A 15,466-nucleotide genomic window follows, 5' to 3' on the forward strand; every position below is an offset into this window, starting at 1 on the left:
CGACGATCATGGCCGGGAAGACAGTGACGCGTGCAGACTTGGCGGAATCGGTTTTTCGCAAGGTTGGTCTCTCGCGGACCGAATCGGCCGAATTGGTCGAAACCGTTATCGATGAGATCTGCAATGCGATCGTCAGAGGCGAATCGGTGAAGCTTTCGTCTTTCGCGACCTTCCAGGTTCGCAGTAAGAACGAGCGCATTGGCCGTAATCCGAAGACCGGTGAGGAAGTGCCGATCTCGCCGCGTCGGGTCATGACTTTCAAGGCGTCCAATGTCCTGAAGCAGCGCATCTTGCGGGCGCATATCTCCCGCAAGTCGAAGCAGAAGCCGGTCAATCCGGCCGCCTGAAGACGCAAAAGCGGTGGAACGGGCGCATTTCCTTCGCCCGCCCAGTTGAATAAGACCTCGCAAACCGTTGAAATATGGGCGAATCGCGTCTTGGATGCGATGAGCGAGGAGTGCTTCGATGCAACTGGACAAAAGCCCCGATGCTTTCCGCACGATCAGCGAGGTCGCGGACGATCTCGATCTGCCCCAGCATGTCCTGCGTTTTTGGGAGACCCGTTTCCCTCAGGTGAAGCCTCTCAAGCGCGGCGGTGGACGGCGCTACTACCGTCCCGACGACATCGAGTTGCTGAAGGGTATCCGGCATCTTCTCTATGATCAGGGCTATACGATCAAGGGCGTCCAGAAGCTCCTCAAGACCAATGGCAACAAGTTCGTCATGGCGGTCGCGACTGGCGATGTGGCCACCATGGAGGCCTTGGTGGCCGCCAGTGCGGCCAAGGTCGAGGAACCGAAGGTTGGACTGGATGACGATCAGGTCCTCGGACGACCGAAGGTTAAGGCAAGCGGCCGCTTCTTCAACTTTGGCGGCGGCGGGGACGATGCGCCAGAGATCAGTGTGGGCAAGGGCAGTGTCGGCAAGGAAGACCGCGCCCTTCTTCAGGAGGCGCTGTTTGATCTGCTCGAATGCAAGCGACTGCTGGATCAGGTCCGGTAGATTCGGGGAAAGCGCCGTGAGGAGATTTATCGGGGAACCGTGATGGCTCGATCCGCGTTCGGTGGCAGTCACACCGACGTGGAAGGTTCCCATGAAACATATTCTTGCCCTCGCACTCGTTCTTGCCAGTCCCATTGCAGCTGGCCCGGCCTTCGCGCAGACCAAGGCCCAGCCCGCAACAGGGGGCGCATCTCAGGGTGATGCGGCAGCCAAGGTTGAAGAGGCTTGCACCTTTATCACCAAGAGCCTGTTGATGGTCGATACAATCAAAGTCGGGATCGTCCAGGCTTTCCCGGAACTCGATCCGCCGGGCGCCCGCATGACATACTCGACCCGGATGGATGCCGAGCCGAGCGACATCACGGACGAGATCGAATGCCAGTTCACCGAGAATGCCGGGAAGCTGGAAATCCTGCGCTTCTGCGCTGACAGCACGTGCTACGCATCCGACAGTGAAGACCTCGAAGACCGACGCCGTTTCGTCGAGATGCAAACCCTGATCAAGCGCCCACGCTGATGTCTGCTGCGGAAAATTCTGCGAGCTCCGAGTTTCCCCTTGCGCGCGAATGACTGACTGTCTAAAGGAAACTTGCCTTCGGGCCGGTTGGGAGCGTGCTCCCGCTGCAAGATGACGGAATGTAGCGCAGCCCGGTAGCGCACTTGACTGGGGGTCAAGGGGTCGTGGGTTCGAATCCCGCCATTCCGAGATATCTGGACTTTGAGGCGGTCGTAGAGATCGCCTCCTTAGGTTCAAGAGGCCGCTCGACATATGTCGAGCGGCCTTTTTCGTCTCAGGGTTTCTTGCCTTGATGTGACGAATAATGGATGACTGAGCAATCCCGTCCTAGGAATGCTGCATTGCAGCACTATCTTGTCTTTCGACAGGAACCAGTGGGGTTTTCATGCGCTTCAAGATGTCGACACCGCTTTCGCTGTTCTTGAAGGGCCAGCGGCGCCTGCGCAAAACCATGAAGGGCGCGTTTCCGTTTGCCATTACACCGCCGCGCAAACGAGCCCGAGCAAGTGTTCGCCCCAAAATTCAGGAACTGGTGGAAGTTTCAGGCTTCGGCAGCAATCCGGGACGTTTGCGCATGCTGCAGTTCGTGCCCTCGACAGCCCAGCCGCCGAAGGCGCTTGTGGTTGTGTTGCATGGCTGCCTGCAGACTGCCAGCGATTATCACAGGGGCAGTGGCTGGGCACGTCTGGCACGCGACAAGCACTTGATGCTGCTTTATCCAGAGCAGCGCAGTCAGAACAATTCCAACCTTTGTTTCAACTGGTTCCGGCCGAGTGCTGTCGCCAGGGATCGCGGCGAGGTCGGGTCAATCCGACAGATGATCCAATACTGCGTCACGAAACATCGTATTCCGCCAAATCGGATATTCATTCACGGCCTATCGGCGGGGGCTGCCATGGCGGCGGCTTTGCTGGTCGCTTATCCCGAACTTTTCCGAGCGGGCCAACTGGTGGCTGGCCTTCCATATGGCGCAGCGCGTGATGCCATGACGGCGCTGAGGGTCATGCGCTCAAGCGTGGAGCGGACACCCAGCGAATGGGGTGATCTGGTGCGGACTGCACGCAGCGAACCAAATTCAAGGCATCCGGCCATTTCCATCTGGCATGGCAATAGTGACAAGGTCGTCGCACCCGCCAACGGGCGCGCAAGTCTTGTGCAGTGGCTCGATGTCATTGGTCTGTCGGAAGAGGGGGCGACCACCCGTCCGCTTGTCCATGGGAAAGTCATGAGCTGGAAGGATGCGTCAGGCCGGGTCGTCCTCGACTATCATGAGGTTGATGGATTGGATCACGGGTTGCCAATCAAGGCCTCTGCCGGAAAGGCCAAGAGGCAGGCCTATATGCTTGAGGGCGCCGTTAGCGCCCCCAGGTCATTCTACGATGCTTTTATAAAACCGACCTGAAAGGTCACGCCACAACGGGCTTAGTTCTCCTCAATCGAAACGCCGCCTTCGCCAATGCGCAACTCGACGCCATCGGGCTTTGATTCCTCCTGATAGACATAGATGCCAAGGCCGATGACGGCGACGACGAGTGCGCCGATGATCAGATAGAGCCCGTTATTGCGCTGCATTCCCAAATCTCCTGATTGCGTTGTCAGGCGGTGAATGCTGCCGGGCACATATTGTTCCATTGCCATATGGCGGAATGCCAATCGCCGGGTCTCAGTCGTCGTTCGCGGCGGTCAACTCATCGGGCCGCATGCCTTCTTCGACATGCACGGACGCCAGCCGAATACCGTCTCCACCACTGCCAGCCTCGCCGGAGCGAAGGAAGGTCACACCCATGCGTTCCAGAGCCTTTTGCAATGTCTCCAGATCGCCGCCGATGGTGCTTGCACCTTCCCCCGATTCGATTTGCAGAATGACAAGCGGCGCCATGCCGCTCTCGGAGGAGAGGCGCTCGATCGTGATATCGAGCATGGCGCGGGCGGCGCGTATCTGAGCGGGTGTTACCATTTTACTAATATGAGGTCGTCCGACGCGAAATCAATCACGTCGTCCAAAAATGCTCCGGCGGTTTGGGTTCAGACGCGGATCTGACGTTGACGTCGATGCCGCCATTCAAGCGCGCCGCAACCCCAGACGATGCCCAGGAGCAGGTAAAAGTGCCGCCAATGATCCGTATCGATCACGGTGCCGATCAGCATGTGACCGAGGAGCGCGATCCAGCCGATCATCAGATAGGGCTGCCAGGGTCGATCGTGGAGCAGGAGCCGGAACCCCATGACCACGGTCCACACCACCAGCGAGATATAGGAGACGAAGCCGACCCAGCCGTAGGTCATCAAGGATTTCAGCCAGATATTGTGTTCGTCCTCCGGGAATATCCGACCAAACATCATCGGACCAATCCCAAGCGGCCGCTCCATCGCAAGCACGAATCCAACCCGATGGCGCTCGAATCGGCCGAGATGACCACCGTCATAGTCCTGCACCAATTGCGCGCGCGTTTCGAACAGGTCACGCACCTTGTCGGATTGAAGCGCGATCACCAGGGCCACCACCATGGCGCCGACAGCGGCGAGGGACAGAAGGAGGATCTTCAGCCGGAATGCATTGGTCCGCTCCTTAAGCAGCATCACGAAGACAAGCGCGATGGCGCAGAAGAGGAAGAGGCCCCAGGCGGCGCGAGAAAAGGAGAGGAAGACCGCAAGGGTGAGCACCAGGAGCCCGATGACGCGTGGCAGCGCACCGGCAAGTCCGCCCTTCAGCAGCCCATACATGAGGTAGAGCGTCGGCACGACCAGGAAGGGCCCGAAGACGTTCGGATCCTGGAAGGCGCCCATGGCACGGTCGTAGCGGGTGAAGACGTCGGCGCCGGGGAAGGCGTGGAAGTAACCGAGGATGCCGAGGAGGCCGGTGATGATCCCAGCCGCGACCCAAGCGCGGAAGATAAGTGCCAGCCGCTGGTGGCGGTCTTCAATGGCGGCGGCATAGAAAACGGCGGTCAGCGCGAGGAAGATCGATACGGCGACATAGAGAACCTGCTCGGTCAGGATGTCGCGAAGCATGGTGAGTGCCAGAAGGCCGCCAATGTTGAAGAGCATCAGCAGGGCCAAGAGCGGGGCAACGGCGCGTGAGATCTTCAGGCCAAAGAGGAACCACAGCGCCACCTGGCAGGCCATCAGAAGTTCATAAGGGGCGGGCTCGGATATGACAAAGCCCGAAAGGAAGACACCCAGCGCCATCAGCCACGAGCCGGCGAGCTGGATCGCGGCCAGTTGCGGATTGAAGAGGCGCGCACCTGGCTGGGCCTCGCCAAACGGGGCGCTGATCGAGCTCAATAGGCATTGTCCGTATTGAGAAGCCGGATCGGCGTGAGGAACAGGATTTTCAGGTCGAACAGCAGCGACCAGTTTTCGATGTAATAGAGGTCGTAGGCCGTGCGGAACTTGATCTTGTCATCGGTGTCGATTTCACCACGCCAGCCATTGATCTGCGCCCAGCCGGTCACGCCGGGTTTGACGCGGTGGCGGGCAAAATAGCCTTCGACGATCTCGGCGAATGTCTTGTCGCGGGTCTGCCCGGCGACAGCATGCGGACGTGGCCCGACAAGCGAGAGATCCCCCCGCAGCACATTGAAGATCTGCGGCAGCTCGTCGATCGATGTCTTGCGGATGAAGCGGCCGACAGGGGTCACGCGCGGATCGTTCTTGGTCACCGCAAGCTTTGCCGAAGGATCGCTCATCTCCGTATACATCGAACGGAACTTGAGGACGTTGATCACCTCGTTGTTGAAGCCATGGCGCTTCTGCACGAAGAGGATCGGCCCCTTGGACGTCGTCTTGACGGCGATTGCGGTGGCGATGAACACGGGCCAGAGCAGGATCAGTGCCAGGACGCTGAAGAAGATGTCGAACGCGCGCTTGGCAACCGAATCCCAGTCTCGGATCGGCTTGTCGAGAATGTCGAGCAGCGGGACGGCCCCGACATGCGAATAGGCGCGCGGCCGGAAGCGCAGATTGTTGGAATGCGCGGCAAGCCGGATATCGACAGGAAGCACCCAAAGCATTTTGAGAAGATGCATGATCCGCGCCTCGGCACTCAGCGGCAGCGAGATCACCAGCATGTCGATATGGGCGAGGCGGGCGAATTCGACCAGCTCGGCCACAGTTCCGAGTTTCGGATATCCGGCCACGACGTCGGGCGAACGCTCCGAATTGCGATCGTCGAAGATGCCGCAAATGCGGATGTCGTTTTCCGGCTGCTGCTCGAGCGCCCGGATCAGATCTTTCGCCGGTTTGCCCCCACCGACGATGACCGCACGCCGTTCCATCACGCCATTGCGGCCCCAGCGGCGGATCGCGAGCCCGATCAGATTGCGCTCGACAATGAGGTAGCCGGCGCCGATGAAATACCAGGCGGACAGAACGCTTGGAAATGCAGAATCATTCTGGGCAAAGAACAGATTGGCAAGGGCAAGCACGGCGACTGCGACGGTCCAGCTGCCCAGAACACGCCCCATGGAGCGCATCGGACCTCGCAGGATCGATACGTGATAGCAGTCTGACAATTGCATCAGAACGAGCGCCAGAAGCGCGCCGCCGGCACCCGTGGCAAGGCCGGCGATGAAATGGCCGCCGGGATCTTCGGCAACGAAGTAGTTGGCGCCGAGAGCTATGGCAAAGAGTGCGAAGAATTCGAGAAAGCGAAGCTGGCCAATGACGATTGAGGGCGAGTAATTCGCCACCGCATATTGGCTGGCAATCTGCCGCGCCAGATCGCTGATTTCGGCTTTGCCTTCGGGAGATGAAGACACGCCGGCCCGATCGGCGGCACCCCGGCGCATGGCGTCGAGATCGAAGGCATCGGGTTTGTCGATCTTGTTCATGGGCAGAGCTCGCACAGGTCTGCGGAGGATATTAATTGGAAGGTCCTAAGAAACGCTTTAGCCCCGCGTGCTGAGTGGGGAAGAGTGTTCCGGGTTGATACGGTTTGGCGGATCAGAGCTGGGCCAAACGGTCCCGATACAGAGCTTCCATGTCGCGCGCCATTACGACTGCGGAAAAACGCTGCCGGAAGCTGTCTGGGGTCGGCATGGTATCGCGTTTCCAGCCGGGCGTGGTCAGGGCTCGTGCCATGACAGAGGCGAGTGCCTGTACATTGCCCGGCTCGACCAGGGCTGGGCTTTCTGTGCCGAGCACTTCCGGAATACCGCCAACGCGCGATGCGATCAGTGCCTTTTCGGCAGCAAGAGCCTCCAGCACGATATAGGGCATGGCTTCCGCCCGTGACGGAACCACGACGATGTCAGACTTCGCAAAAGCCTCACGGACCGGCATGGCCGCAAGCATGCCGATGCGGCGTGCAAGGCCCTTCATCTCGATCTGCTGACGGTATTTCGCTTCGTCCGGACCGTCGCCCACGATCAGGGCCCGAAGTGGCCGTCCGACCAGGCGCTCCGTCTCGGCGAAGGCCTCGATGAAGACATCGGGCCCTTTCAGATCGCGCAGCATGCCGACGTAGACGAAATCCGCAGCCCCGACCTCGGGGATGATGGCGCCGAAATCGCGGTCGCTGATGCCGTTGTAGATCCGTGTCTGATGGCAGCGGGGTTTGCCGATCTTGTTCTCGTAGGTGCGCTGTTCATAGTCGCAGACGAAGGAAATGGCGTCGGTCATCCGATCGAGCACCCGCTCTGCGGCAAACACCAGTTGGCCGGAAGCCGACCCTCTGGAGAAGTGCAGGCTGCCGCCATGCGGGGAATAAAAGCGGGCAACGCGATACCTTTTCGCCCGCAGAAGTGAGCCGATCACCCGCGCGACGACGCCACCTTTTGCGCCATGTCCATGCAGAATGTCCGGCTGCAATGCCTTGATTTGTTTGTAACTGTTGGAGAGAGCCACGAGGTCTCCGGGTGTCACGCCCCGGCGAATCGGTAGCCTTGTCAGGCCGAGCTCAAGATAGGGCATGATCTGTTCGAACAGCCTGTCCTCATGCGCGCTGCCCGTCGTGCTGTCACAGAGGATGCCCACTTTGTGACCCGCCTTGCTGTGCTGTTCGGCAAGGTCGCGCACATGGCGGAAAATCCCGCCGATGGGCGACCGAAAGCAATGAACGATGCGCAAGGGGGGCTGGTTCATGGATCAGAACAGGCGCTCGCGGACATAAACCGTGTCGCCGGCAAGGATCGGATCGGTGATCGGCACGCGTCCGGTGATGATCTGCCCGTTGATCTTGCGAGTCACGTCGACATCGCGCTGATTGGCGCGACCATTGAAGCCGCCCGAAACCGCGATGGCGTTGAGGATTGTCATGCCGGGCACATAGGCATACTGGCCAGGCTGGCCGACTTGGCCCATGACGAAGATCGAACGATAGCGATCGATTTCGATCGTGACGTCCGGATCGCGCAGATAACCTTGCTTGAGCTTCTGGGCGAGGGTGCCTTCAAGCTGCGTCAAGGTCGCGCCACGGGCAGCGACTTGTCCGACGAGCGGGAAGGCGATGTAGCCAGCCTGGTCGACGGTATAGGTATTGCTGAGATTGGTCTGGTCGAACACGGTAACGCGCAGACGGTCGCCGCTGTCGAGGCGATAGGGCTGGATCGTCGCTTCGTGAAAGACCTTGGGCGCCGGGCGATAGCTGGCGCAACCGGAGACCGTGATCGACATGATCGCCATTGCGATCAAGGTTATCGCGTTTTTGCCCGTCATTGCCATGCGCCAAAGCGCCCCCGAAAGAACTGAAGTTATGATCCCGTTATCATTCGGTTAGGGTTAATGCCGCGTAAACGGCGCGTGGCATCATTGGATATGCTTGGCATTCCTCCACGGAAACTGCGCCGGGGAGGGGGTTAACCTCTGAGTTACCATGCTGGTTTACGATTGCGCGGGCACACAGACCCCGGGAGTAGGCGATGCCGAGCTTGGACCGCGACCAAAACGATGTCGATATCGACCTGGCACAGCTTTTTCGCGCCATCTGGCAGCGAAAGGGCCTGGTGCTCGGCGCGACCGTGCTCGCCGGTGGATTGGCCTTCGTCGGCGCCAATGCGATTGCCCCCAGTTACAAGAGCGATGCGAAACTGCTGATCGAGTCCGGTCAGCCGAATTTCTCCGCTTCGGGCACGGCGTCGCTTGCCAGCGAACCCTTGCCGGATGAGCTCAATATTGCAAGCCAGGTGCAGCTCCTGCAATCGACCGACCTGATGAAGCAGGTTGCCCGCGATCTGAAGCTTTATGAGCTTGCCGAATTCGATCCGGACTCGCGCGCCTCGGCGCTCACCGATTTCCTTGTGCTTTTCGGCCTGCAGAAGAACCCCTTGGAACTCGCACCGGAAGAGCGCGTCCTGAAGACCTTTCGGCAGAACCTCGCCGTCTACCAACTCGACAAATCCCGCGTGATCGCCGTGGAGTTTACCTCCAAGGACCCGAAGCTTGCGGCTGCCGTGCCCAATGCAATCATCGGCGTCTACAGGTCGCTGCAAAGTGGGGCCAAGCTCGACAGCAACAGCGAGGCGGTTCGCTGGATGGAGACGGAGATCGCCAACCTCAGAGGCAAGGTTCGGGAGGCGGAGCAATCCGTCGCCGAGTACCGGTCGTCGGTTGGCCTCATGCCGCTCGGTTCCGACCAGACATCCTTCACCAGCAAGCAGCTTGCCGATATTTCCACGGAGCTTGCCCGGGTGCGTGGTGAGCGCGCCGCCGCGGAAGCAACTGCGGAAAATCTGAGGGCTACGATTAAGGCCGGAAAGCCGACCGACACGCTCGAGGCAGTCGCCGGGTCGGAATCGATCCGCCGTCTCAATACGACGGAATCGCAGATCCGGGCGCAGATCGCCGATGCATCGACACGATTGCTTGACGGTCACCCGCAGATGAAAGCCCTGCGGTCCCAGCTGTCCGGCATCCGGCAGCAGATCCAGGCCGAACTCCTCAAGGTTGCCGCAGGTCTTGAAAACCAGGCAGCCGTCGCCCGCGAGCAGGAAACCCAGCTTGTCGCACAGCTCAACACCGTCAAGGCTGACACGGCCCGCGCCGGAGAAGACGAAGTCGAGCTGAAATCCCTCGAGCGGGAAGCCGCCGCCCAGCGCCAGCTGCTGGAAACGTATCTCGCCCGATACCGTGAAGCCTCATCGCGTTTGGACAAGGATGCAAGCCCCGCCGATGCGCGCTTGATATCCGCTGCCATCGAACCGGCCGATCCGAGCTTCCCGAAAGTTCTGCCGATTACCATCGTGACGACCCTGGCCACTCTGATCCTGCTGTCGATCATCGTTATGCTGATTGAGCTTTTCAGCGGCCGCGCCGTTCGCCAGCGGGGCTACCACGTTGCCGGTCCGCTGGACGTCGAGGACGTGCCTGTTGCAGCCGAGCCGCGCAGCGTGGCGCGCCGCAATCTCGACGTTTCCACCGTCCTCGTTGAGGAAGAGCCTGTTGCGCGCCATGCAGTCGATGACATGGCGGATCTCGTCGTCCCGGATGATCGCCTCAAGGAAGACGACCAATTCTCGGCGGCAGCCGTTGCCGACTACCTTATCGAAGAAGCAACCTCGATAGCCTTTGCCATCTCGCCATCTGGCGACGAGGGCTCCGAGGGCACGGTGGCGCTGACCCGCGAGCTGGCACGCAGAGGCCGGCGTGTCGTTCTCGTCGACATGACGGGTTCCGGTTGGCCAACCCAGTTGATGACACATGGATCAGAGCTCTCGGGTATCACCGATCTCCTGACCGGAGACGCAGCCTTTGCCGATTGCATCCACCCGGACCGCCTGTCTGCGGCTGATATCGTGCCGCAGGGCAATGCTGATATCCGTCAGGCGATGCGTGGTGCAGACCGGTTGACGATGATCGTCGACGCGTTGGCCGATGCCTATGACCTTGTCATTGTTGAATGTGGACCTGCCCAGGCCGAAGGTGTTGCGCGACTGAGCCGCAACGGGACGCACGAGATCATCCTCTCGGCACCGGAACCGGATGAGCGGGAGCTGGCTGAGATCATGGCGGCGTTCGAAGCGGTGGGATATTCCGACCTCGTCTTGATGTCGGCCCGGCTGCCACAGTCTGATCGCGATCGCGACGCGGCCTGAGGTCCTTTAGGTCGCGCTGCGGGCGCGCAGCCTCTGCAGGAATGCGTAGATCCCCGGGCGCGCCTTGATCAATGCCTTGGCGCGGGTTGTGCCCGTGCCGGCGAGAGCAGCCAGTCGCCCGATCCCCGTCAGGGGCACCCGAATGTCGAAGTGCTCCGTTTCCTTCTTGCACCAGCGTCGCTTGTATTCCTGGTCGCCAATTCCGAAATCGAAAATGCTGGCTCCCGTGACGGCGCTGTGTTCGATCACCAGCCAGAACAGCAATTCTCCTGGGCTCGCCTCCGGAAAGAGCCGGTCGTCGATCGAGCCGAACTGGCAGATGACATGATCGCCCTTGCGTGAGAGCCCGGTGATCGAGGCTATCGCCCCTTCATGCTGGCCCTTCAGTCGGATGGCGTGAAGCTCCAGCGGGACATCGTTGCCCCCCCTGTCGAGATCGAGCAGCATGCGGAAGAAGGCCTGCGTTTCAGGGGCGCGGAATACGTTCGGAAGCCCTGCGGCTTCGAAGCGCGTGGCCTTCTGGCGGAAAAAGCAGTCGAGCAGGGCGTGTTTTTCGTCCGATGTCCGGGCGCGTACATGCTCGAAACCGCCGACCTCGTCCAGGCGCCGGATCTGTGTCCTGTACTTCTTCCGGCGTGCCTTGGCATTGAGCGGCGCAAGTGTCGTTTCCATGTCGGGGCCGAGGGCCAGCTGAAACGCACTGTTCTGGTTTCGCACGAATGTCAGAGCGCTAAGTGGGTTCGTCTCGCCACGCCAGGCGATCGGAATATTGCTCAGGCTGACCAGATCCACCTCAAGAGCAAGCGCCTCGCGAAAAAGATCGGACCACATGTCGGCGTGGAATTCGTGGCTCCGTTGGCGAAACGCAGCACTAAACAGACCACTGTTGAAATTGGTAAAGCTGGTAGCGATGAACCGGGCAATGCGCACAAGGCTGTGGCGCTCGATCTGCAGGGGCAGGATGAAAGCAGGCTCGCCATCAAGTCTAGCCTCGATGATGGCAACCGGGACGTCATGGGTCTTGATCCAGGCGCTACACCAGTCGAATCCCTGATGAAGGGAATTCCAACGGTCCATCTCGAGACGGCGCCATTCTCGCTCGACGGTGTCCATCGACCTGTGCACACGGACTGAAATCGGGCCAACACTGAAGGTGCGCTTCAGAGAACTGGCCGGCGCAGTCGTTGGGAGAGCGCCCTCAGATCCAGAGCTTTCTGCTCTGTGTGATGTCATGCTGTGCATAGCCTTGCCGCCTCTCGTCCCAGGCTTTGGAACACAGCGAAGCTACTGGCGGCGCGACAATAAAGGGTTAGCAGGCCCCGATAGCTTGGGGCGGCGATCCGATTGCGGTTAGCACCGCGTTAACGGCCGCCGTCCTGCTTTTTTCGCGAACCCGCCATCCACTTGATCACCAGCATGGCCGGAACGACCCACAAGAGGCCGGTCAGCAGGAAGTAAAGGAGGTGGGCCCACCAAGGCGCGGTTGCCAGTGTTGCGGTGGCAATCGTGGTCGCCAGCAAGGCATAAAGCGAGACGATGACGATGATCAGGATCGTCCCGATGAAGGAGCGAAGGGTAGGGCGCATGTTGGGCCTCTCGTTTGCCATGGCCGATGGTCTCTCACGACGCGACCGCTTGCCGCAAAGCAGCGGGCTTGTTTTGCACGCGCGGCTGATGCAAATCAACGGTCCAGAAGAGGATTGACGAATGACAGCTGTGACAACCGGAACCGAATTTCAAGTCCGCAAGGAGATTGCGCGTCTGGATTCAGACAGGCGCGCCATCCGCATCTGGCTCGGCGTGGTGATTTTCACGCTGTTCTGTCTGGTTCTGGTGGGCGGCGCGACGCGGCTCACGGATTCAGGCCTGTCAATCACGCAATGGAAGCCGATCCATGGCGTCATTCCGCCGCTGAGCGTCGCGGAATGGGAAGAAGAGCTCCAGCTCTATCGCCAGATCCCCGAATACCAGCAGATCAACAAGGGAATGACCCTGGACGAATTCAAGTTCATCTTCTGGTGGGAATGGGCGCATCGCCTGCTGGCGCGCATGATCGGCATGATCTTCGCTCTGCCGCTCCTTTATTTCTGGGTGCGGGGACGGATCGAGCCCAGCCTGCGCCTGCCGCTGGTCGGCCTCCTGTGTCTGGGCGGCCTGCAGGGTTTCATCGGCTGGTGGATGGTCTCCTCAGGCCTGAGCGAGCGTGTCGATGTCAGCCAGTATCGCCTGGCCGTGCATCTGATGATGGCTTGCTTCATCTTCGCCAGTTGCGTCTGGATCATGCGCAGCCTTTCGCCCCATAGCGAGGAAGCAGCGCCAAGCGCGCATTCACGGATGTTCGCGGGTATCCTGCTCGTGTTGACCTTCGTGCAGATCTATCTTGGAGCCCTCGTGGCCGGACTGGACGCCGGCTACAGCTACAACACCTGGCCGCTCATGGATGGCGCGCTCGTGCCCGGCGGTCTGTTTGTCCAGCAGCCGGTCTGGATCAATCTCTTCGAGAACCCGAAGACGGTTCAGTTCATCCACCGCATCGGCGCTTATGTGCTCTTCGCCGCGGTCTTCCTGCACATGGTCCAGTCCCTGCGCGGCAATGCGAATTCGACCCATGCGCGCCGCAGCATGGTGCTGTTCGGTCTTGTCACGATCCAGGCGGCAATCGGCGTTCTCACCCTCGTCACGCAGGTTCCGCTCCATGCAGGCCTGACCCATCAGGGCATGGCGCTGGTGCTGCTCGCCTTTACCGTTGCACATCTGCGGGGGTTTTACGGCGAGCGGGCCCGCCCGGTGACGGTCGAAATCAGGGACTGATGGCGGCCTGCCGCGGATAGGTTTAACGACGTAGACCAAGCGTCGAAGACAAACAAAAAGGCGGCTGCGAGATCTCGTAGCCGCCTTTTTGTTGGATAGGCCGCCGGTTCAAGCCGAGAGCATCAGGTCCATATTCTGCACGGCCGCTCCAGAAGCGCCCTTACCGAGATTGTCGAGCACGGCGACCAGATTGACATGCGGCATACCCGCTGTGCCGAAGACGTAAAGCTTCATTGTGTCCTTGCCGACCAGTTCTTCGGCATCGATGCGGCTGAGACCCGCACTTTCCGCCAGCGGGACGACCGAGACGATGTCCTGACCGGCATAGTGCTGCACCAGCGCTGCATGGACGCTATCGATCGTCGCACCGTCCGCCAGGTCCTCCAGGAACAGCGGCACCTGAACGATCATGCCTTGCGCGAACCGGCCAACGGATGGTGCAAACAGAGGCGCCCGGTCGAGCAGGCCGTGGGTCTTCATTTCCGGCACATGCTTATGTTTCATGTTCAGGCCATAGAGGAAGTTATTGGCCGAGATTGCGTCGTCACGTGTTGGGTCTTCCATCTGCGCGATCATCTGCTTGCCACCGCCGGAGTAACCGGAGACGGCATTGACCGAGACCGGATATCCATCCGGCAGGATGCCCGCGGCCCGCAGCGGCCGGATGAGGCCAATGGCGCCGGTTGGATAGCATCCGGGATTGGAGACATGCCGCGACGTGCGGATCTTTTCCCGCTGCGCCCTGTCCATCTCGGCAAAGCCATAGGCCCAATCAGGATGGATACGGAATGCAGTCGACGCATCGAGCAGCCGGACATTGTTGTTGGCCGCAGTCATCTCATAGGCCTGCTTCGACGCGTCGTCAGGCAGGCAGAGAATCGCGATATCGGCGGTATTGAGCAGGTCTTCCCGCATCGCTTCATTGCGCCGCTCGGCTTCCGGAATGGAGAGAAGCTCGATGTCGCGGCGTTCGGCCAGACGCGTGCGGATCTGCAAGCCTGTCGTGCCGTGTTCGCCGTCGATAAAGATCTTCGCTGCCATTTCTCTATTCCTGTCAGTCGCTTGGAGCGGTTTCTGGATTCATCTTGATAAGCGGTTCACGCATCGCGTTCATCGGTTTGCCGCGAGCTTCTCCGCTTTCAGCCCGAGCATATACATGGCGACGGTCGCACCGGCAATTGCGGTGATGTCGGCATGGTCATAGGCAGGTGCCACTTCGACGATATCGGATCCGCGGATATCGAGGGGGCCGAGCTTGCGCAGGACCGACAGGATCTTCGCAGAAGACGGTCCGCCGGCGACTGGCGTGCCCGTACCCGGCGCATAGGCGGGGTCGAGGCAGTCGATATCGAAGGTGAGATAACAGGGGCGGTTGCCGACATGGGCGAGGATCGCGTCTGCGATGGCCTGCGCATTCATGTCCTCGACCTCCCACCCATGCAGGATCCGGATGCCAAAATCTTCAGGCGCATGGGTGCGAATGCCGATCTGGATCGAATGCTCCGGGTCGATGACACCTTCGCGGACAGCGCGGCAGACGAAGGAGCCATGATCGATCCGCTGGCCGTCATCGTCCCATGTGTCCTGATGCGCATCGAAATGGACAAGCGCCAAGGGACCATGCTTCGCGGCATGCGCCTTCAAAAGCGGCCAGGTGACGAAGTGGTCGCCGCCGAGACCGAGCAGGTAGGCGCCGGATGCGATGATCGCCGCCGCCTGCGCTTCGATACGGGTGGGCGTCTCCTGGTGATTGCCATAGTCCAGCAGGACATCGCCGTAGTCGATCACCGACATCTGTTCGAACAGATCCCGCGAAAAGGGGTATTGCGGGTCATTGTCGAAGATCGCCGAGGCGCGCCGGATCGCCTGTGGTCCGAAACGCGCTCCAGGACGGTTTGACACGGCCGCATCGAAGGGAATGCCGAGCACGACTGCATCCACATCCGCCAGATCCTTGGAATAGAGGCGGCGCATGAAGGAGAGCGCGCCTGCATAGGTCGGGTCGGTCGCAGCCGCGCGCAATGCAGGCGCTGTAAACGCGTTGTCGATTGTCTTGCTGGCCATGTCCTGTTCGGTTCCTATTGTCTTTCGGCCCACCCTAACC

At 60.3% G+C, this 15,466-nt stretch carries 16 protein-coding genes and 1 tRNA gene; 7 read left to right on the top strand and 10 right to left on the bottom strand.

Translation table 11 applies throughout. From position 1 onward, the window contains the following. The first annotated feature begins 8 nt into the window (after nt 1-8). From ACSV9I_RS20320 to ACSV9I_RS20340, 5 genes are all read left to right on the top strand, one after another. Nucleotides 9-347, top strand: a complete 339-nt coding sequence (locus ACSV9I_RS20320) for an integration host factor subunit alpha (protein ID WP_438330573.1) — start codon at nt 9-11, stop codon at nt 345-347. A 124-nt stretch (nt 348-471) separates the two neighbouring features. Then, complete coding sequence (locus ACSV9I_RS20325; RefSeq protein ID WP_054159119.1) at nt 472-1,002, top strand: MerR family transcriptional regulator; 531 nt, start codon at nt 472-474, stop codon at nt 1,000-1,002. Nucleotides 1,003-1,093: 91 nt separating this feature from the next. Further along, complete coding sequence (locus tag ACSV9I_RS20330) at nt 1,094-1,519, top strand: hypothetical protein (RefSeq protein ID WP_438330575.1); 426 nt, start codon at nt 1,094-1,096, stop codon at nt 1,517-1,519. Nucleotides 1,520-1,634: 115 nt separating this feature from the next. Continuing rightward, nucleotides 1,635-1,708, top strand: a tRNA-Pro gene (locus tag ACSV9I_RS20335). A gap of 196 nt (nt 1,709-1,904) precedes the next feature. Then, complete coding sequence (locus tag ACSV9I_RS20340; RefSeq protein WP_438330577.1) at nt 1,905-2,921, top strand: extracellular catalytic domain type 1 short-chain-length polyhydroxyalkanoate depolymerase; 1,017 nt, start codon at nt 1,905-1,907, stop codon at nt 2,919-2,921. A gap of 20 nt (nt 2,922-2,941) precedes the next feature. Here the strand turns inward: ACSV9I_RS20340 and ACSV9I_RS20345 are convergent, their stop codons facing one another. The 6 genes from ACSV9I_RS20345 to ACSV9I_RS20370 all read right to left on the bottom strand — a co-directional run bounded on the left by ACSV9I_RS20345 (nt 2,942) and on the right by ACSV9I_RS20370 (nt 8,176). Further along, the gene (locus ACSV9I_RS20345) at nt 2,942-3,091 is read right to left on the bottom strand and encodes a hypothetical protein (protein ID WP_197278355.1); all 150 of its coding nucleotides are present in this window, start codon (nt 3,089-3,091) and stop codon (nt 2,942-2,944) included. 91 nt (nt 3,092-3,182) lie between these two features. Continuing rightward, a complete protein-coding gene (locus ACSV9I_RS20350) occupies nt 3,183-3,476 on the bottom strand; it encodes a helix-turn-helix domain-containing protein (RefSeq protein WP_054159077.1) in 294 nt (97 codons plus the stop codon). Between the two features lie 68 nt (nt 3,477-3,544). Beyond that, entirely contained in the window at nt 3,545-4,804 is a 1,260-nt protein-coding gene (locus ACSV9I_RS20355) for an O-antigen ligase family protein (RefSeq protein ID WP_438330580.1), read from the bottom strand. After that, nucleotides 4,801-6,351: an undecaprenyl-phosphate glucose phosphotransferase gene (locus ACSV9I_RS20360; protein WP_438330582.1), complete on the bottom strand. Its 1,551-nt coding sequence runs from the start codon at nt 6,349-6,351 to the stop codon at nt 4,801-4,803. The genes ACSV9I_RS20355 and ACSV9I_RS20360 overlap by 4 nt, the downstream gene beginning before the upstream one ends. A 112-nt stretch (nt 6,352-6,463) precedes the next feature. Continuing rightward, nucleotides 6,464-7,603 carry a glycosyltransferase family 4 protein gene (locus ACSV9I_RS20365; protein WP_438330584.1) on the bottom strand — a complete coding sequence of 380 codons (1,140 nt, stop codon included), beginning with the start codon at nt 7,601-7,603 and terminating at the stop codon, nt 6,464-6,466. Nucleotides 7,604-7,606: 3 nt separating this feature from the next. Beyond that, on the bottom strand, nt 7,607-8,176 hold the full coding sequence (locus ACSV9I_RS20370; protein ID WP_438330586.1) for a polysaccharide biosynthesis/export family protein: 570 nt from the start codon (nt 8,174-8,176) through the stop codon (nt 7,607-7,609). A 203-nt stretch (nt 8,177-8,379) separates the two neighbouring features. Here ACSV9I_RS20370 and ACSV9I_RS20375 point away from each other — a divergent pair, with 203 nt between their 5' ends. Beyond that, nucleotides 8,380-10,551 (top strand): GumC family protein, encoded by a 2,172-nt coding sequence (locus tag ACSV9I_RS20375; protein WP_438330587.1) that lies wholly within the window; start codon nt 8,380-8,382, stop codon nt 10,549-10,551. Nucleotides 10,552-10,557: 6 nt separating this feature from the next. On the opposite strand, the gene ACSV9I_RS20380 is transcribed toward ACSV9I_RS20375, so the two are convergent. Then, nucleotides 10,558-11,664, bottom strand: coding sequence for a GNAT family N-acetyltransferase (locus ACSV9I_RS20380; protein WP_438330589.1), 1,107 nt, complete (start codon nt 11,662-11,664; stop codon nt 10,558-10,560). 248 nt (nt 11,665-11,912) lie between these two features. Beyond that, nucleotides 11,913-12,137, bottom strand: a complete 225-nt coding sequence (locus ACSV9I_RS20385) for a DUF2842 domain-containing protein (protein WP_054159116.1) — start codon at nt 12,135-12,137, stop codon at nt 11,913-11,915. A gap of 121 nt (nt 12,138-12,258) precedes the next feature. Between ACSV9I_RS20385 and ACSV9I_RS20390 the strand changes: the two genes are divergently transcribed. Then, the gene (locus tag ACSV9I_RS20390; RefSeq protein ID WP_438330591.1) at nt 12,259-13,362 is read left to right on the top strand and encodes a COX15/CtaA family protein; all 1,104 of its coding nucleotides are present in this window, start codon (nt 12,259-12,261) and stop codon (nt 13,360-13,362) included. A 108-nt stretch (nt 13,363-13,470) separates the two neighbouring features. Here the strand turns inward: ACSV9I_RS20390 and argC are convergent, their stop codons facing one another. Next, nucleotides 13,471-14,403, bottom strand: coding sequence for an N-acetyl-gamma-glutamyl-phosphate reductase (gene argC, locus ACSV9I_RS20395; RefSeq protein WP_438330593.1), 933 nt, complete (start codon nt 14,401-14,403; stop codon nt 13,471-13,473). A 69-nt stretch (nt 14,404-14,472) separates the two neighbouring features. After that, nucleotides 14,473-15,426 (bottom strand): agmatinase, encoded by a 954-nt coding sequence (speB, locus tag ACSV9I_RS20400; RefSeq protein ID WP_438330595.1) that lies wholly within the window; start codon nt 15,424-15,426, stop codon nt 14,473-14,475. Nucleotides 15,427-15,466: the final 40 nt, after the last annotated feature.

The organism is Rhizobium sp. G187, assembly GCF_051549525.1.
Taxonomy (GTDB): Bacteria; Pseudomonadota; Alphaproteobacteria; order Rhizobiales; family Rhizobiaceae; genus Allorhizobium.